The organism is Streptomyces sp. NPDC003284 (genome assembly GCF_053589675.1).
This window is the reverse complement of record NZ_JBSFSI010000002.1, coordinates 745,716-763,084: the sequence shown is the minus strand read 5'-3', so window position 1 is coordinate 763,084 and position 17,369 is coordinate 745,716. Positions and strand designations below refer to the sequence as shown.

Sequence of the window (17,369 nt, the reverse complement as noted above, 5' to 3'; positions counted from 1 at the left end):
CGGGTTCGCATTCCGGTGGGCGCCCGGGGCGGCGGCCCCCGCACCCTCGGGGTGCGGGGATCCGGGCCCGGTCGCGGGACGGGAGGACGTCCCCGTACGGCGCTCAGACATCGGCACGGTCCTTGTGCGCGGCGTCGCCCTGTTCTTCTCGCACCTCCTCGGTCGCGGCCTGCTTCCGGGTGGCCAGCAGGCTGGTGACGGTGGTGACGACCAGGACCGCGCAGATCACGCCGAGGGAGACCGGGATGCTGATCTCCGGGACGTGCACGCCGCTCTCGTGCAGGGCGTGGAGCACGAGCTTGACGCCGATGAAGCCGAGGATGACCGACAGGCCGTACGAGAGGTGGACCAGCTTCTTCAGCAGGCCGCCTATCAGGAAGTACAGCTGCCGGAGTCCCATCAGCGCGAAGGCGTTGGCAGTGAAGACGATGTACGGGTCCTGGGTGAGGCCGAAGATCGCGGGGATCGAGTCGAGGGCGAACAGGACGTCGGTGGTGCCGATGGCGAGCATCACGACCAGCATCGGCGTCATGACGCGCTTGCCGTTCTGCTGGATCCAGAGCTTGGTGCCGTGGTAGCGGTCGGCCACTCCGAAGCGGCGCTCGGCGGCCCTGAGCAGCTTGTTCTCCTCGAACTCCTCCTCGTCGCCGCCGGAGCGGGCCTCCTGGATCAGCTTCCAGGCGGTCCAGATGAGGAACGCGCCGAAGAGGAAGAAGACCCACGAGAAGCTGGCGAGGATCGCGGCACCGGCGGCGATGAAGACGGCCCGCAGCACCAGGGCTATCAGCACGCCGACCAGCAGCACCCGCTGCTGGTACTGCGTCGGTACGGCGAACTTCGCCATGATCAGGACGAAGACGAAGAGGTTGTCCACGCTGAGCGACTTCTCGGTGATGAAGCCCGCGAAGAACTCGCCCGCCGGCTGCCCGCCGCCGAAGAGGAACAGACCGAGCCCGAAGAGGCCGGCCAGGGCGATCCAGACGACGGTCCAGATGCCCGCTTCCTTGACGGACACGTCATGGGGCTTGCGGCCGATGAAGAAGTCGACCGCGATCAGCGCGGCCAGACCGACGATGGTCAGGACCCACAGGTTGATGGAAACTTCCACTGCGCCTCCGGCTGTTGCGTCACGGGCAGATGAGTCAGCGTCATCGCTGCCGGAGGTCTCTTCCACCCGGGACGGGCCGGCGCCCCGGGATCTGGTCCGATCCGTATTGACGGGCACGCCGCAGCAGATAGGGAGTACTCCCCTCCGTACGGAAAACAGTACCCGAATCACCAAGGAAAGGTAAAGGGCAAGGCAAAGAAAAGATCAAAAGCCCTGATCAACCTGTCTTTACCTGTGCTTGACGCAGATGGTGCGGCCGGGGCGGCCGCCCGGCGGCCGGCTCACCGGCCCCAGTCGCGGCGCGCCGCGGCGACCTGCGCGAGCACCTGCTCGACCACCCGGCTCCCCGGCGGCACGAGGGGCGGCTCGTACGTCCAGGCGTGCCCGACCCACGGGTCGGCCAGATGGTCGTCGGGCACGGGGGTGAGGCGCATCAGCGAACGCCACAGCGGGTCGAGCAGCGGGCCGTAGGCGGCGGCGTCCTCCCGGTCCGCGACCAGCATCAGATGGACGCCCACGGCCGGGCCCTCGTCCGCCAGATAGCGCAGCTGGGTCACGGCACGGTCGTCGAAGCCGTGCGGGAAGTCGTGGACGATCAGCAGTTGCTCGGCGGTGTCGAGATCCGGCGGCAGCGAGTCGGGCGCACCGGCGCGCACCGCCATCTGCACCAGGTCCACCCGCCGGGTGAGCCGGCCCAGCACGTCCGCGACCCCGGCGGCACCGGCCGCGGGAGGCGTCGCGAGCACGCCCGAGCGCACCAGGGGCGCGAGGGGTCCGGCCGCGGACCCGGCCGCGTCGACGACATGGACGCCGAACTCGCCCGGCGGATACACGGCGAGCAGGCGGGCCGTGAGCGCCACGGCCGTCTCCATCGCCAGCCGCCGCGACTGCTCGCCGTCGGCCGCCGTGTCGCCGGACAGCCCGGAGCGGCCGCTGTCGATCCACAGGCCGCGCTCCAGCGGCAGCCGGACCAGCAGGGGGATGCGCAGGCCGGGTTCCTCCGGCAGATGGAGGTCGCCCAGCCGCACGGCCATCGGGATCTCCATCGGCACGCGGTATCCGTGCCAGACCGGGTTGTCCCAGCCCGCGTAGGCGGGCGGCAGCGCGGGCTCGACCACCTCGGACTCGGCGGTGAGCTGGGCGAGGTCGCGGTCGAGGGCGGCCCTGGCCTGGTCGGCCAGTTCCTCGTGCCGGGCGTGTGCCGCCTGCCGTACGGCGTCGGCCTGGCCGCCGATGCGGCTGCGCGGGTCGGACAGGACCTGGTCCAGCTCCTTGTCCCGGCGCGCGTCGGCGAAGTCGACGGCGCTGCGGTAGGCGGCCGCGGTGCGGGCCAGGTCCTCGAACATGCCCCAGACCTGGTTGTAGAGGCGCTCCTCCATGGACCAGCCGGTCGCGTCGCCGGCCACGGGCCGCGCGGGCTGTCCCGGCTCCGCCGGGGGCGCGGCGGGTGCGGGCGGGGGCGGGGCCGTCGTCTGCCGTCGCGGGTGGCTGTAGTCGATGGGGCCCCCTGTCGTGGAGGCGGTGGGAGCCGTGGGGGCGGTGGGGCCTGTCGGGGCCGTGGGGCCCGCCGGAGGCGTGGGGGCGGACGGGGGCGTGTCGGCCCGGGACGGGGACGGGGACGTCGGTGCCGGGCCGGTACCCGGGCGCGGCGGTTGCGCGGCCGGGGGCGCGGGGGTGCCGGTGGTCCGGCCCGCGTAACCGGGGGCCGGGGCCGCGGGGGCGGTTCCCGTGGCGGTCGGGGCGGCCGTGGGGTCGCCCGGTCCTGTGCCCGGGGCGGACGCGGTGGTCCGCCGGGAGCGCTCGCCGTCCGCCGTGCGCGGCGGCGGGGCGGCCACCGAGCGGGCCAGTCCGCCGGCGACCGCCTCCTCGACGGTGCCCGCCAGCTCGCGGGCCTGGGCGAGCCCCTGGTCGGCCAGCAGCTCGGCGAGACCGTCGGCGTATCCCTGGCCGACGGCGCGTACCTTCCAGGCGCCCTGCCGTCGGTAGAGCTCCAGCGCGATCACGGCCGACTCGGCGTCCAGGCCGGTGAGCGTGTAGCTGGCGAGTTCGCCGCCGTCCAGGCCGGTGACGGCCACGAAGGGGGCGGCGACCGCGCCGAACCGGGCCGGGCCGTGGCCGCCGCCGGGCAGGGCGAGGAGCACGTCCACCCGGTGCACCGTCTCCGGCACCGCGTCCAGGTCGACGGCGAGCCGGTGGTCGGCGGCCGCCTGGCGGGAGACCTCGATGCCGGGCAGCACCGGGGCGCCGGGATGTGCCACCCCGGCGGTGCCCAGGACCGTGCCCTGCTCGTCGCCGGTGGTGGCCAGGGCCACCACCGGTGTCCCGGCGGAGACCCGGATCTCCAGGCGCGTCTCGGAGAGCGGGTGGTTCTGCCCCCGCACCAGCTCGGCCGTCATCGCCTTCTCCCCCTGTGCCGTGCCGCTGCTCGTGTCGTGCCCGCCCGCCGGTGCCGTCCTACAGGTGCGGCAGGATGGCCGGCATCAGGTCCTGGAACGTACGGCCGTTGGCCGCGGTGCCGAGGGCCGTCATCGTCCAGCCGCTGCCCGCGCGGTGCACCTTCGCCATGACCTGCGCGGTGTAGTTGCCGCCGCCGGCGAGGGTGTAGCGGGCCAGCTCCTGGCCGTTGGTCTCGTCCACCAGGCGGCAGAAGGCGTTCTGCACCTCCTGGAAGGTCTGGCCCGTGAAGGAGTTCACGGTGAAGACGATCTGGTCGATGTGGACCGGGACGCGCTGGAGGTCGACGAGGATCGCCTCGTCGTCGCCGCCCTGGCCGACACCGCCGACCAGGTTGTCACCGGTGTGGCGCACGGAGCCGTCGTCGCTCACCAGGTGGCGGAAGAAGACGACGTCGACCGGCTGCTTGTCGGCGAACAGCACGGCGGAGGCGTCGAGATCGATCTCGCGCGTACGCGAACCGAACAGACCGCGCCGGGGGGCTGCCTGCCAGCCGAGACCCATGCGGACCGCGGTCAGGCTGCCGCCGTCGTTCTTCTGCAGGCTGATGGCCTGACCCTTGGTCATGTTGACGGTCACGGCTGATTCCCCTCTCGGACTGCTCCCCTGTTGCCGCGGGTTCGCGCGGTTGATCAGCACCCTACGCAGAGGCACTGACATCGCCGCACTCCGGTCCGCACTTTGTGTCGGTCTTGCAACACTGCGCGAACGCGGGTGCCCGCGGGGCGGCGCTCCCCGGGCACCCGTCTCTCCCGTCAGGCCAGTCCGGCCTCCCGCATCTGGCGCAGTTCCTTCTTCATCTCGGAGACCTCGTCGCGCAGCCGGGCCGCGACCTCGAACTGGAGCTCCGCGGCGGCGGCGCGCATCCGGTCGGTCATCTGCTCGATCTGTTCGGCGAGCTGGGCGGCGGGGCGGTCGGTCGGCACCGTCTCCTTCCCCTTGCCCTTGGCGGCCTTCGGGGACTTGGCGCCCTTGGCCGCCGGGTCGCCGAGCACCGGGACCGGGGTCTTGGCTCCCTTGCCGTCCTTGCCCTGGCGGTAGCCGGTGCCGAGCAGCCGCTCGGTGTCGACCTCCTCGCGGGCGATCTGCGCGACGATGTCGTTGATCTTCTTGCGCAGGGGCTGCGGGTCGATGCCGTTCGCCTTGTTGTAGGCGATCTGCTTCTCCCGGCGGCGGTTGGTCTCGTCGATGGCCTTCTCCATCGCCGGGGTGATCTTGTCGGCGTACATGTGGACCTGGCCGGAGACGTTGCGCGCCGCGCGGCCGATGGTCTGGATGAGCGAGGTGCCCGAGCGGAGGAAACCCTCCTTGTCGGCGTCGAGGATCGCCACCAGGGAGACCTCGGGGAGGTCCAGGCCCTCGCGCAGGAGGTTGATGCCGACCAGGACGTCGTACTCGCCGGAACGCAGCTCGCGCAGCAGCTCGATCCGGCGCAGGGTGTCGACGTCGCTGTGCAGATAGCGCACCTGGATGCCCAGCTCCAGGAAGTAGTCCGTGAGGTCCTCGGCCATCTTCTTGGTGAGGGTGGTGACCAGGACGCGCTCGTCCTTCTCGGTGCGCGCGCGGATCTCGTGCACCAGGTCGTCGATCTGGCCCTCGGTGGGCTTGACCACGACCTCCGGGTCGACGAGTCCGGTGGGGCGGATGATCTGCTCGACCTGGCCGTCGGAGCGGGACATCTCGTACTGGCCGGGGGTCGCCGACAGGTACACCGTCTGGCCGATGCGCTCCTGGAACTCCTCCCACTTCAGCGGGCGGTTGTCCAGGGCGGAGGGCAGCCGGAAGCCGTGCTCGACCAGGGTGCGCTTGCGGGAGGCGTCGCCCTCGTACATAGCGCCGATCTGCGGGACGGTCACATGCGACTCGTCGATGACGAGGAGGAAGTCGTCCGGGAAGTAGTCCAGCAGCGTGTTGGGCGGGGTGCCGGGGCCGCGGTCGTCGAAGTGCATCGAGTAGTTCTCCACGCCCGAGCAGGTGCCGATCTGGCGGAGCATCTCGATGTCGTACGTGGTGCGCATCCGCAGCCGCTGGGCCTCCAGCAGCTTGCCCTGCGTCTCCAGCTCGGCCAGGCGCTCCTTGAGCTCCTCCTCGATGCCCCGGACGGCGCGCTCCATGCGCTCGGGTCCGGCGACGTAGTGGGAGGCCGGGAAGACGTAGAGCTGCTGGTCGTCGCTGATGATCTCGCCGGTGACCGGGTGCAGCGTGGACAGCGCCTCGATCTCGTCGCCGAACATCTCGATGCGGACGGCCAGTTCCTCGTAGACCGGGAAGATCTCGATGGTGTCGCCGCGGACCCGGAAGGTGCCCCGGGTGAAGGCCAGGTCGTTGCGCGTGTACTGGATGTCGACGAAGCGGCGCAGCATCTCGTCGCGGTCCATCTCGTCGCCGACCCGGAGGGGGACCATGCGGTCGACGTACTCCTGCGGGGTGCCGAGGCCGTAGATGCAGGAGACGGAGGCGACCACCACGACGTCGCGGCGGGTGAGCAGCGAGTTGGTCGCGGAGTGCCGCAGCCGCTCCACCTCCTCGTTGATCGAGGAGTCCTTCTCGATGTACGTGTCCGACTGCGGGACGTACGCCTCGGGCTGGTAGTAGTCGTAGTACGAGACGAAGTACTCGACGGCGTTGTCGGGCAGCAGCTCGCGGAACTCGTTGGCCAGCTGGGCGGCCAATGTCTTGTTCGGGGCCATGACGAGCGTGGGGCGCTGGAGCTTCTCGATCATCCAGGCGGCCGTGGCGGACTTGCCGGTGCCGGTCGCGCCGAGCAGGACGACGTCCTTCTCGCCCGCCTCGATGCGCCGGGCGAGCTCGGCGATGGCCTGCGGCTGGTCGCCGCTGGGCTGGTAGGGGCTGACGACCTCGAAGGGCGCCACCGTGCGTTCGATCTGGGAAACGGGCCGCATGCCATCCACCGTACGACCCCCCACTGACAACGGGCCGCGATCAGCGGTTCTGCGGGGTGCGCGGGCTGCGCGAGGCCGGGGACCGGCGGCCGGGGCCGGTCGCGGCATGGCCGGGGCCGGGCGCGGGGCGGCGGGCGGGCCGGGCAGCCGGGGCGCGGGCCGGGACCCCCGGCTCGTGCACCACGGGGACCCAGTCCTTGTGTCCCATGACCATCAGCGGGTCGAGCAGGACGACGACCCCGGCCAGGACCAGGAAGGCGAGCGGGCCGATCAGCATGGGGGCGAGCAGCGCGGCCGGTGACTCGCCGGGGGCGGGGGTGCCGCCCGTGCCGTGCAGGTGCACGCTGAGCGCGGCCATGCCGGTGTAGTGCATGCCGGTGACGGCGAGGCCCATGACGAGGCTCGCGCCGACGCTCCACAGGAACCCCCTGACCTGCCCGGCCGCCCACAGGGCGGCGGTCGCCGCGACGACGGCGATGACGACCGAGGCGGCGACGGTGAGGGTGTTGTACTCGAAGGTGCCGTCGAACTGCATCCCGGCCATGCCCAGGTAGTGCATGGAGGCGACGCCCAGACCGGTGACGGTGCCTCCGGTGAACAGCGCCGAGCCGGTGGCGCCCTTGTAGCCGACGATGAAGACCCCGACGCCCACCATGACGATCGCCACGGCCAGGCTCGCGTACGTCGTCGGCCGGTCGTAGTGGATCGGCGCCCCCCGGACGGTGAATCCCATCATCGCCACGAAGTGCGTGGTCCAGATGCCCGAGCCGATGGCGGCCGAGCCGAGGGCGAGCCAGCCGGGGCGCCAGGAGTGGGCGACGAGCAGGGCGCGGGTGGTGCAGCGCAGGCCGAGCGCCCCGCCCAGGCAGGCCATGAGACAGGCCACCAGCGGAGTGACGAGCCCGTAGCCGAATCCGTCGACCGTGCCGTGCATGCGAGGTTCCCTTCCGCCCTGTCGAGCCCCGGAATGTGAGGGAGTCGCCCCCGCCCCATGACCGCCCCCGCGGCCAGGGTTGACGCAGAGAGTATGGCCCCCGCCGGAACGGTCGAACGACTTTCCGGCAAAGAAGCACGACCCTTCCTCAGATGTGCGGCCCCGGTGACGGGACCGGCACGACTCCCTCGTCCGCGTGTCCGATGCGCCATCATCCCCGATGAATGACTCCTCGCTGTCACTCTTGCACTGTCGGTGATCACACGAAACGAGGAGTCCGCATGCACGCGCGCGCAGTTGCCGCCACGACCACCGCGCTCCTGGGAGCCCTGGTGCTGCCGCCCGCCGCCGAGGTCCGGGCGGCGGGCGTCCAGGAACGGCCCCTGGTCGTCGCCCACCGGGGTGCCGACGCCTACGCCCCGGAGAACACGCTGGCCTCGATCGACAAGGCGGCGGCCCTCGGCTTCCGCTGGGTGGAGAACGACGTCCAGCGCACCAAGGACGGCGAACTCGTCGTCCTGCACGACGACAGTCTGCGCCGCACCACGAACGTCGAGGAGGTCTTCCCGGGCCGGTCACCGTGGCAGGTGAAGGACTTCACCGCCGCCGAGATCGCGCGCCTGGACGCGGGCAGCTGGTTCTCCCCCGCCTACGCGGGCACGCGCGTGCCGACGCTCGCGCAGTACATGCGCCGCGTCGAGCACAACCACGAGAAGCTGCTCCTGGAGGTCAAGAACCCGGAGCTGTACCCCGGCATCGAGCGCCAGACGCTGAAGCTGCTCGGCGACGAGGGCTGGCTCGACCGGCGGCATCTGGCGGACCGGCTGATCGTGCAGAGCTTCAGCGCCGACAGCGTGCGCACCGTGCACGGCCTGGCGCCCGGGGTCACGACCGCCTTCCTCGGCCGGCCGGACCCGGCGGACCTGCCGCGGTACGCGGGCTTCGCCGACCTGGTCAACCCGTCGTACGGGACGCTGTCGGCGGACTACGTCTCCCGTGTCCACGCGGTCGCCGGGCCGCACGGCAGGCCGATGCGGGTGTTCGCCTGGACGGTCGACGACGCGGCCCGTGCCCGGACCGTCGCCGGTTACGGCGTCGACGGCATCATCACCGACAAGCCGGACGTGGTGCGCGAGGCCCTGAACGCTGCCTGACGCTGCCTGACGCGGCCCCGGCCGTGCCGATCCGCCCCCGCGGGCCGGGAAACCGCAGGTCGGCGGGGTTTGTCAGTGGGGGCCCGTACGGTGGTCGGCATGGACAAGCACGAGCAGGACGAGCACAGCGGGCGGCAGGTCGTGTGGGCCGTGGTCGACAGCGGCATCGGCCCCCTGCTGCTGGCGGTGACCGACGAAGGACTGGTCAACGTCGTGTTCCACGCCACCGAGGCGGTGCGCGACCGGGCGCTCGCCCGGCTCGCCGCCCGGCTGGGCGCCACGCCCGTCGAGGCGCCCGGCTCCCCGCTGCTCGCCGAGGCGATACGCCAGCTGGACGCCTACTTCGCGGGCGAGCGGCGGGACTTCGAGCTGCCGCTGGACTGGTCCATGCTCCCGGGCGACTCGGGCTTCAACGGGCAGGTGCTGCGCGCGCTGACGGCGGACGTGCCGTTCGGCTCGGTCGTCGGCTACGGCGATCTGGCCGGACGGGTGGGCCAGCCCGGCGCGGCCCAGGCGGTGGGCGTGGCGATGGGCTCCAATCCGCTGCCGGTCGTGGTGCCCTGCCACCGGGTCGTCGAGCGGGACGGCGGCATAGGCGGCTTCGGCGGCGGTCTGGAGACCAAGCGCGCGCTGCTCGCGCTGGAGGGCGTCCTGCCCGAGCCCCTGTTCTGAGCGCCTGCGCGCGGGTGCGCGGGTCGCGGGTGTTCCGGGTCCACGGCGCGCGGGTCCTCGTCTGCGGGCGGGCTCAGTCGTAGTGCCTGGCCTCGAAGACGTTGCCGTCCGGGTCGCGGAAGTAGAAGCTGCGCCGGGCCGCCCCGCGGGCCCCGTACGAGTCGTGGGCGAGGCGTGACACGGGGACGTCGCCCTGCTCCAGGCGGGCGCGCAGCGCGTCGAAGGCGTCGGCGGGCAGGGACAGGCAGACGTGGTTCACCGGGTGGCCCGCGCTGCCCGCCGCCCCGGGGAGCATGTTCATGCCCTGCACGAGGTCGAGCGGTGCGAGGTCGAGGATCGTCTCCTCATTGACGCGTACGGAGGGGAAGGACGCCTCGCCCGCGGTGAACTCCGCGGTTCTCAGCGGCTCGAAGCCGAGCGTCTTCTCGTAGAAGCCGGCCGCGGCGAGCGGGTCGCGCACCCAGAGGACGACGTGGTCGAGACGTGTCGTGTTGTCCGTCATGGATTCCAGGCTGGTGCCGTGCCGCCTGGGCCGCAAGGGGTTTGACCGGGGCCGGGGCCCGCCAGAGATGAGGGGAGGGAGAGCCGTGGCGGACGGGAGGCAGGCACGTGCTGGTGGTGTCCGAAGAGGTGCGGGAGGCGCTCGCGGAGCGGCGTCCCGTGGTGGCCCTGGAGTCGACGATCATCGCGCACGGGCTGCCGCGCCCGCGCAATCTCCAGGTGGCGCTGGAGCTGGAGGACGCGGTGCGGCAGGAGGGCGCCGTACCGGCGACGATCGCCGTGCTGGACGGGCGGCCGCACATCGGTCTGGACAAGGACCGGCTGGAGCGGGTGGCGAACGAGGAGGGGATCCGCAAGCTGGGCCACCGGGACCTGCCGCTCGCCGTGGCGGCGGGGGCGAGCGGGGCGACCACGGTGTCGGCGACCGCCCTGCTGGCCTCGCTGGCGGGGGTCCGTGTCTTCGCGACCGGCGGGCTCGGCGGGGTGCACCGGCAGTGGACGGTGACCCAGGACGAGTCGGCCGACCTGGGGCTGCTGGCGCGCACCCGGATCACGGTGGTGTGCGCCGGGGTGAAGTCGATCCTGGACGTGCCGGCGACCTTGCAGCGGCTGGAGACGCTGGGCGTGGCGGTGGCGGGCTACGGCACGGACTGCTTCCCCGGCTTCTATCTGTCGGACTCGGGGCATCCGGTGGACTGGACGCTGCGCACGCCCGAGGAGGTGGCCGAGGTCATGCGGGCGCAGAACACGCTGCGGGCGCCCGAGTCCGCGCTGATCGTCGCCAACCCGGTCCCGCCGCAGGAACAGCTCGATCCCGGGCTGCACGCGCGGGTGCTGGCCGACGCGCTGCGCGCGTGCGAGGCGGAGGGGGTCACGGGCCAGGCGGTGACGCCGTTCCTGCTGGACTTCCTCGTCCGGCACACGGACGGCGCCTCGCTCCGGGCGAATCTGGCGGCCGTCCGCGGCAATGTCCGGCTGGCCGGGCGCATCGCCGCCGCCTGGGCCCGGATGTGAGCACCGGGCGGGAGGCGGCAGGGGGTGACGGGGGCACCGGGACCCCGCGCGCCGGGGCGGGCGCGCTGCTGGTGGTCGGGGACGTGGTCACGGATGTCGTGGCCCGGCACCCGGGGCCGCTCGCGCCCGGCACCGACACCGCCGCCGCGATCCGGCTGCTGCCCGGCGGCGCGGGGGCGAACGTGGCCTGCTGGGCCGCGTACCGGGGAGGCCCCGAGGTGCGGCTGCTCGGCCGGGTGGGCGCGGACACGGCGGCCTGGCACGAACGGGAACTGACCGCTTCGGGGGTGCGGGCCCGGCTCGTCGTGGACCCCGAGGCGCCGACCGGCACGGTGGTCTGCCTGGTCGACGGGGCGGCCGCGGCGGAGCGCACGTTCCTCACGGACAGCGGGGCGTCGCTGCGTCTGGAGCCCGCCGACTGGTCCCCGGCGCTGCTCGACGGGGTCACCCGGCTGCATCTGTCGGGTTATCTGCTGTTCTCCGGGACGGGCCGGGCGCTGGTGACGACGGCCGTCGGGTCGGCACGCGCGCGTGGGGTACCGGTGAGCCTGGATCCCGCTTCGGCGGGTTTCCTCGCGACGCTGGGCGTGGAGCGGTTCCTGGCGCTCACCGAAGGCGTGGACGTCCTGCTGCCCAGCCGCGACGAGGCGTGCCTGCTGACCGGGTCGGCCGATCCGGCGGACGCGGCGGCCGCGCTGAGCCGGCGCTTCCCGCTGGTGGTGGCCAAGGGCGGCCGGGACGGTGCGCTGGTGGCCCGCTCGGGCGCCGTGTGCGCCCGCGTGCCCGCCCGGCCGGTGGTACCGCTGGACACCACCGGCGCCGGTGACGCGTTCACGGGTGCGTTCCTCGCCGCGCTCACCGACGGCGCCGGACCCGGGACCGCGGCGGCGGACGGCTGCCGTGCGGGCGCGCTCGCGGTGGCGCGGGTGGGCGCGAGACCGCCTCGGCGGGCACGGGGAGCGGTGCCCTCGTGAGCCCTGGGACACGCCGTGGCTGCTCGGGTGCGGCGCTACTCCTTGTGCCCCCAGGCCGAGAACATCGGGGCGGTGGCGAGGTCCATGGTGCCGGTGGCGACGTTGGCCAGGTGGCGGTCGATCTCCTCGTCGGTGGCCAGGCCCGCGGCGACGAGCCGGCCGCGGATCTGCCGGACGGTGGCCGACTCCAGGGCGGTGCAGGCCGGCGACGCGACCGGGAAGAAGGCATCGGCCTCGACCCGGCGCAGCCCGGCCTCCCGCAGCAGCCGGGGCAGCGTGCGCCCGTACGCCAGGTCGGCCCCGCGGCCGGCGAGCAGTCCGCGGAAGCCGCGCCGCAGCCGGTTGGCCAGTTCCTCGGCGGGGCCGTGCTCGTCCGGGCAGATCAGCGGTTGCAGCGCCGGATCGGCGTCCTCCAGGAGCAGCCGTCCGCCGGGGCGCAGCGCCGCGATCATGGACCGCAGTGCCCGCTCCCGGTCGGGGACGTGGACCAGGACGAGCCGGGCGTGCACCAGGTCGAAGCCCTCCCCCGGCGGCTCCTCGGCGCCCACGTCGTGCGTGCGCACCTCGACCGGCGGGCGGGCGGTGGCGGCGAGCCGGGTGGTGTCGATGTCGGTCGCGACGACCCGCCCGGTGGGGCCGACCCGGTCCGCCAGCCAGGAGACGACGGACGTGCCGCCCGCGCCGACCTCCCAGCACCGCCAGCCGGGGGCCACGCCGAGCGCGTCCAGATGCCGGAAGGTGGTGGGGTCGAAGAGGTGCGCGAAGGCATCGAAACGCTCTCCTGCCTCGTCCTGCCGGTTGTCCAGCAGATATCCGTCGCCGTGCGTCATGCCCCGATCATCTCGCGGGGGGCGCGGAGGAGGCGGCGGAGGGGAGGCCGTCCGGGGCGGGGAAGGACGGCCGGGGCCGGGGTGCGGCGCCGGGAATCGTGGTGCGTGCGGGGTCGGAGGGGTTCGGCCGTCGTCGAGGGGGTCAGCCGTTCCAGGCCGGGTGGCGTGGGTCGTCGGCGCGGATCAGGACGTCCGCCGTGGCGGCCGGGTCGGTCTCGGCCTCGTAGCGTGCGAAGGCGGGCAGCGTCCAGTGGTCGGCCTCGGGGGTGCGGCGGCGCAGGGCGCCCGGCGAGAGGAGGACGTGGACGCTCAGGTCGAAGGGGAACCAGTGCCGCAGCAGGAGGGGGCCGTGGAGCAGCAGCAGTCCGCCGGGCGGCAGCCGGACGTGCGGGCTGCGGGTCGCCCGGTCGGTGGCCGGGTCCCACAGGTCGGGCAGGACCCGGCCGTCCGCGCCCGGTTCGAGCGGCCCGAAGACCTCGCGCCAGAGCGCGCCGGTGTCGTGCCAGCCGTCGTAGTACGTGTCCACGTCCCGGCGGCCGTGTTCGAACCGCAGGGAGGCGGGCCGCAGGAAGCCCTCGGTGCCGACGACCAGGGTCGGCCGACCGCGTACGCGCAGCGCCTCCGAGACGCGCGCGGCCAGGTCGCCGGGGCGGGCGGCGGGGGCGCCGTCGAAGGCGACGCGCGGCCAGGCGCCGCCGTCACCCGGTTCCACGTCGAGCAGCCGTTCGGCCAGGAGGTCGCCGAGCCGTTCCCAGGTGATCGCTTCGAGTCGCACACGGCCATGATGCGGCAGCCGGGGACGCCCGCGGATGGGCCGAGGGCGGTACGGGCATGTACCCCACATGGCCCCGCTCCCCGCACCCCCGCTTCCGCAGGGCCTCGTCGCGATCCAGCCCCTGCGCGGGAAGCACTGCTCGGCGTGCCGCCGCGGGCCGCTGTCCCTGCTCGTCCTCGAAGAGGGGCGGCCCCGCTGCCCGGACTGCGCGGACCTCGCCCACCTGGTGTTCCTGCCGCGCGGCGACACCGCGCTGACCCACAGGTCACGGGAGGAGAGCACGCTGTCGGTCCCGGTGGTGCGGTTCGCCCGGCGCCGCGGCCGCTACGAACGGCAGGGCGTCCTCGTCGAGGAGGCGGCCCTCGCCCGCGCCGAACAGCGGTGTCTGGCCGACGCCGAGGCGCGGCGGCGGCGCCGGGCCCGGGACGCGCGGCGGCGGGCGGCGCGGGACCTGCGGTTCGCGGAGGCGTTCGCGGCGGAGATACGGCGGCTGTTTCCCGGATGCCCGCCCGGACGCGCAGAGGCCGTCGCGGCGCACGCCTCGGAGCGCGGCAGCGGACGGGTGGGGCGCAGCGCGGCGGGCCGGGCCCTGTCCGAGGGCGCGGTCGTGTGCGCGGTGCGGGCGTCCGTACGGCATCTGGACACACCGTACGACCGGCTGCTGATGGACGGAGTGCCGCGGCCCGAGGCGCGGCGGCGCATCGCGGACACCGTGGAGTCGGTACTGCGGACGTGGCGCGCCGCGGAGACGACCGGACCGGAGACGGCCGAAGCGGAGACGACCGCAGCACCGCCCCCCGAAGCGGGGCCGACCGAAGCAGCGGGCACGCACGAGCCACACGGGGCATGCGGGGCACACGAGGCGCAGGAGGCGCACGGGGCGCGAAGCGAACCACTCGGCGGGATCGGTCGCGCGGGCGAGGGGCCCCACCGCTCTGCGCACGCGTCCGGCGCGACGTATCGTGACCAGGAGAGTCGCGCCCGCCCCGTGGCCGGAAGAGTGCCGCCCGAGCACGAGGGAGACGGCCATGGCCGATCCCAAGGGTTTCCTGAACACGCCTCGCCGGGAGTGGCCCCGCAGGCCGGTCCCGGAGCGGGCCGGGGACTGGGACGAGGTGTACGTCCCGGGTGCGCTGCTGCCGATCATCGGTGAGCAGGCCGACCGGTGCATGGACTGCGGGGTCCCGTTCTGCCACGAGGCGTGCCCGCTGGGCAATCTCATCCCCGAGTGGAACGATCTGGTCGCCCGGGACGACTGGCGGGCGGCGAGCGACCGGCTGCACGCCACCAACAACTTCCCCGAGTTCACCGGGCGGTTGTGTCCGGCGCCTTGCGAGGCGGGGTGTGTGCTGGCGATCAACCAGCCGGCGGTCACCATCAAGAACGTCGAGTGCGCCGTGGCCGACCGCGCCTGGGAGGAGGGGTTCACCCCGCCGCGCCCGCCGGAGCGGCTGTCGGGGCGGACGGTGGCGGTGATCGGTTCGGGACCGGCCGGGCTCGCCGCGGCGCAGCAGCTGACCCGCGCGGGACACACGGTCGTCGTGTACGAGCGGGACGACCGGCTCGGCGGTCTCATGCGGTACGGCATCCCGGAGTTCAAGATGGAGAAGCGCCATCTGGAGCGCCGGCTGGAGCAGATGCGCGCCGAGGGGACCCGGTTCCGTACGAACACGGCGGTCGGGCGGGACATCGGCGCGGACCGGCTGCGGGCGCGGCACGACGCGGTGGTGATCGCGACCGGCGCCACGGCCTGGCGCGAACTGGACGTGCCGGGGCGGGAGTTGGCCGGAGTGCGGCAGGCGATGGAGTATCTGCCGCTGGCCAACCGGGTGTGCGAGGGGGACATCGAGGTCTCGCCGATGTCGGCGGCCGGGCACCATGTGGTCATCGTGGGCGGTGGCGACACCGGCGCCGACTGCCTGGGCACGGCGGTGCGGGAGGGCGCCGCGTCCGTGACCCAGCTGGACATCTACGGCCGGCCCGGCGCGGAGCGCGACGAGGACAGCGAGCCGTGGCCGACGTACCCGAAGATCTACCGGATGTCCGCCGCGCACGAGGAGGCCGGGGAACTGCGTACGGCGCCCGCCGCGGACGCCGACGCCCGGCTGTTCGCCGCGTCGACGCTGCGTCTCGTCGGTGACGGGCAGGGGCATGTGCGCGAGCTGCACCTGACCGAGGTGGACGCGCGGCGCCGCCCGCTGCCGGACCGGGAGCGGACGCTGCCGGCCGATCTGGTGCTGCTGGCGCTCGGGTTCTCCGGGCCGGACCGGCGGGACGGACTCGTCGACGGACTCGGGCTCGAACTGGCGCCGCGCGGCACGATCGTGCGCGGCCCGCACTTCGAGACGGGCGTCCCCGGGGTGTTCGCCGCCGGGGACGCCGGTCGCGGGCAGTCGCTGATCGTGTGGGCGATCGCGGAGGGCCGGGCGGTGGCCGCGGCGGTCGACCGCTATCTGACGGGCGGTTCACGGCTGCCCGCCCCGATCGGGCCGTACGACCGCCCGATGGCGGTGTAGGCCCGCCGGGGCGGGAACACGGTCACCCGTAACCGGTGTCCGGCGGTTCTGCGGTCTGCGGTCTGCGGTCTGCGGTCTGCGGTCAGGCGGAATGTAAGCCGGAATGTAAGCGGTCGCGAGAGGGACGGGCGGACGGTAAGCGGTCGATGTCGGTGGGGATCAAGTCAGTGCCAAGAGTTAAGAAGAAACCGTGCAAGAAGGGCCGTGCAAGAAAAACAGCGGAAGCCGGTCAGGAGAGCAGGAAGTCGGCCACCCCCGCCTTGGCGCCCTCGATGAAGGCGGTCATCTCGTCGGTGGTGTAGATGAGGGCAGGACCGTCCGGGTCGGTCGACTGGCGTACGGCGATGCGACCGTCGGCCAGCTTCATCGCCTCCAGGCAGTTGCCCCCGTTGCCGCCGCTCCACGGCTTGTGCCAGCCCTCGCTGCCCAGCTCCCTGGCCGGCATGCCGTTGTAGATCCGCTCGCCGCGGACCCGCCGGCCGCGACGGCTCGGCGAGGGCTGGGACGTGATGTGATCCATTCACAACTCCTTGCGGAGATCCCGGAGGATCTCCTTCGTGCGATGTGCTGTGGCGGCCTGCGCCGCCATGCGGTCCATGACCTCCAGGTGGGTCGCCACCTCGCTGCGCGCGTCCAGGTAGACGGCGCCGGTCAGGTACTCGCTGTAGACCATGTCCGGCAGTTCGGGCATGGCGAATCGGAACAGCACGAAGGGCCCGTACGTACCGGGATGCGGCCCCGAGGAGAACGGGGCGATCTGTAGCGTCACGTTGGGCAGCTTCGTGGCGTCGAGCAGCTTGTCGATCTGGGTGCGCATCACCTCCGGGCCGCCGACCGGGCGGCGCAGCGCGGTCTCGTCCAGGACGACCCAGAAGCGGGGCGCGTCGGAGCGGGTGAGCAGGGCCTGGCGCTGCATACGGAGCGCGACGTGGCGCTCGATGTCCTCCGGGCTGGTCTGGCCTATGGCGCCCGAGGTGAGCACCCCGCGCGCGTAGTCCTCGGTCTGGAGGAGGCCGGGCACGAAGTGCGGCTCGTAGGACCGGATGAGCGCGGCGGCGCCCTCCAGGCTGACGTACATCGAGAACCAGCCCGGCAGGATGTCGTGGAACCGCTGCCACCAGCCGGGCCGGTTGGCCTCCTCGGCCAGTTGTACGAAGGCGTCGGCCTCGTCGTCGGGGATGCCGTAGGCCTTCAGCAGGAGCTGGAGGTACGGGATCTTGAGGGAGACCTCGGCCATCTCCATCCGGCGGACGGTGGCGGGGGCGACGCGGAGGATGCGGGCGGCTTCCTCGCGCTTGAGTCCCGCGCGTTCCCGCAGGTCGAGGAGGCGCCGACCGAGCACGACCTGCCCGACGGTCGGCGCGGACCGCGGTTCGCTCACCCTCCACCTCCAGTTGAAAGTCCTGACAGCCCTGCGGCGCCATTCGAAGATTCATTCGAAGACCCGAGGGATCTCCGGCCGATCTCAACTGGCGCCGCGCGACATGCTGTTGCGTGCAGTGTGCCACGGCCCCTCACCGCGTCATACAGCACT

Annotated in this window: 15 protein-coding genes and 1 pseudogene; 6 read left to right on the top strand and 10 right to left on the bottom strand. The window is 73.2% G+C overall.

Going from position 1 to position 17,369, the window contains the following annotated elements; all coding sequences use genetic code 11:
• Positions 1-103 precede the first annotated feature (103 nt).
• The 5 genes from ACWDYF_RS06885 to ACWDYF_RS06865 all read right to left on the bottom strand — a co-directional run bounded on the left by ACWDYF_RS06885 (position 104) and on the right by ACWDYF_RS06865 (position 7,399).
• Positions 104-1,108: a TerC family protein gene (locus tag ACWDYF_RS06885; protein ID WP_018567595.1), complete on the bottom strand. Its 1,005-nt coding sequence runs from the start codon at positions 1,106-1,108 to the stop codon at positions 104-106.
• A 281-nt stretch (positions 1,109-1,389) separates the two neighbouring features.
• A complete protein-coding gene (locus ACWDYF_RS06880; protein ID WP_389474486.1) occupies positions 1,390-3,504 on the bottom strand; it encodes a TerD family protein in 2,115 nt (704 codons plus the stop codon).
• 58 nt (positions 3,505-3,562) lie between these two features.
• Positions 3,563-4,141, bottom strand: coding sequence for a TerD family protein (locus tag ACWDYF_RS06875; RefSeq protein WP_018567593.1), 579 nt, complete (start codon positions 4,139-4,141; stop codon positions 3,563-3,565).
• 176 nt (positions 4,142-4,317) lie between these two features.
• Complete coding sequence (uvrB, locus tag ACWDYF_RS06870) at positions 4,318-6,465, bottom strand: excinuclease ABC subunit UvrB (RefSeq protein ID WP_451584262.1); 2,148 nt, start codon at positions 6,463-6,465, stop codon at positions 4,318-4,320.
• A 40-nt stretch (positions 6,466-6,505) separates the two neighbouring features.
• On the bottom strand, positions 6,506-7,399 hold the full coding sequence (locus ACWDYF_RS06865; protein ID WP_381743827.1) for an MHYT domain-containing protein: 894 nt from the start codon (positions 7,397-7,399) through the stop codon (positions 6,506-6,508).
• A 281-nt stretch (positions 7,400-7,680) separates the two neighbouring features.
• Between ACWDYF_RS06865 and ACWDYF_RS06860 the strand changes: the two genes are divergently transcribed.
• Together ACWDYF_RS06860 and ACWDYF_RS06855 are read left to right on the top strand one after the other, a co-directional pair.
• Positions 7,681-8,553 carry a glycerophosphodiester phosphodiesterase gene (locus tag ACWDYF_RS06860; RefSeq protein WP_381743826.1) on the top strand — a complete coding sequence of 291 codons (873 nt, stop codon included), beginning with the start codon at positions 7,681-7,683 and terminating at the stop codon, positions 8,551-8,553.
• Positions 8,554-8,652: 99 nt separating this feature from the next.
• Positions 8,653-9,225, top strand: coding sequence for a methylated-DNA--[protein]-cysteine S-methyltransferase (locus ACWDYF_RS06855; RefSeq protein WP_389466644.1), 573 nt, complete (start codon positions 8,653-8,655; stop codon positions 9,223-9,225).
• 73 nt (positions 9,226-9,298) lie between these two features.
• Here the strand turns inward: ACWDYF_RS06855 and ACWDYF_RS06850 are convergent, their stop codons facing one another.
• Entirely contained in the window at positions 9,299-9,727 is a 429-nt protein-coding gene (locus ACWDYF_RS06850; protein WP_389466648.1) for a VOC family protein, read from the bottom strand.
• Positions 9,728-9,834: 107 nt separating this feature from the next.
• Here ACWDYF_RS06850 and ACWDYF_RS06845 point away from each other — a divergent pair, with 107 nt between their 5' ends.
• Both ACWDYF_RS06845 and ACWDYF_RS06840 read left to right on the top strand, forming a co-directional pair.
• Entirely contained in the window at positions 9,835-10,740 is a 906-nt protein-coding gene (locus ACWDYF_RS06845; protein ID WP_389466650.1) for a pseudouridine-5'-phosphate glycosidase, read from the top strand.
• The gene (locus tag ACWDYF_RS06840; RefSeq protein ID WP_389466654.1) at positions 10,737-11,714 is read left to right on the top strand and encodes a carbohydrate kinase family protein; all 978 of its coding nucleotides are present in this window, start codon (positions 10,737-10,739) and stop codon (positions 11,712-11,714) included. The genes ACWDYF_RS06845 and ACWDYF_RS06840 overlap by 4 nt, the downstream gene beginning before the upstream one ends.
• A gap of 35 nt (positions 11,715-11,749) precedes the next feature.
• Here the strand turns inward: ACWDYF_RS06840 and ACWDYF_RS06835 are convergent, their stop codons facing one another.
• Entirely contained in the window at positions 11,750-12,544 is a 795-nt protein-coding gene (locus tag ACWDYF_RS06835; RefSeq protein ID WP_037893677.1) for a methyltransferase domain-containing protein, read from the bottom strand.
• Between the two features lie 142 nt (positions 12,545-12,686).
• A complete protein-coding gene (locus tag ACWDYF_RS06830; protein ID WP_389466659.1) occupies positions 12,687-13,319 on the bottom strand; it encodes a nucleoside/nucleotide kinase family protein in 633 nt (210 codons plus the stop codon).
• Between the two features lie 67 nt (positions 13,320-13,386).
• Between ACWDYF_RS06830 and ACWDYF_RS06825 the strand changes: the two are divergent.
• Both ACWDYF_RS06825 and ACWDYF_RS06820 read left to right on the top strand, forming a co-directional pair.
• Positions 13,387-14,064, top strand: a pseudogene (locus tag ACWDYF_RS06825) (DUF2293 domain-containing protein); the annotation flags it as partial.
• 283 nt (positions 14,065-14,347) lie between these two features.
• Positions 14,348-15,835 (top strand): glutamate synthase subunit beta, encoded by a 1,488-nt coding sequence (locus ACWDYF_RS06820; RefSeq protein WP_389466661.1) that lies wholly within the window; start codon positions 14,348-14,350, stop codon positions 15,833-15,835.
• A gap of 229 nt (positions 15,836-16,064) precedes the next feature.
• Here the strand turns inward: ACWDYF_RS06820 and ACWDYF_RS06815 are convergent, their stop codons facing one another.
• Together ACWDYF_RS06815 and ACWDYF_RS06810 are read right to left on the bottom strand one after the other, a co-directional pair.
• Positions 16,065-16,355, bottom strand: coding sequence for a DUF397 domain-containing protein (locus tag ACWDYF_RS06815; RefSeq protein ID WP_018567581.1), 291 nt, complete (start codon positions 16,353-16,355; stop codon positions 16,065-16,067).
• The gene (locus ACWDYF_RS06810) at positions 16,356-17,216 is read right to left on the bottom strand and encodes a helix-turn-helix domain-containing protein (protein WP_381743818.1); all 861 of its coding nucleotides are present in this window, start codon (positions 17,214-17,216) and stop codon (positions 16,356-16,358) included.
• Positions 17,217-17,369 lie beyond the last annotated feature (153 nt).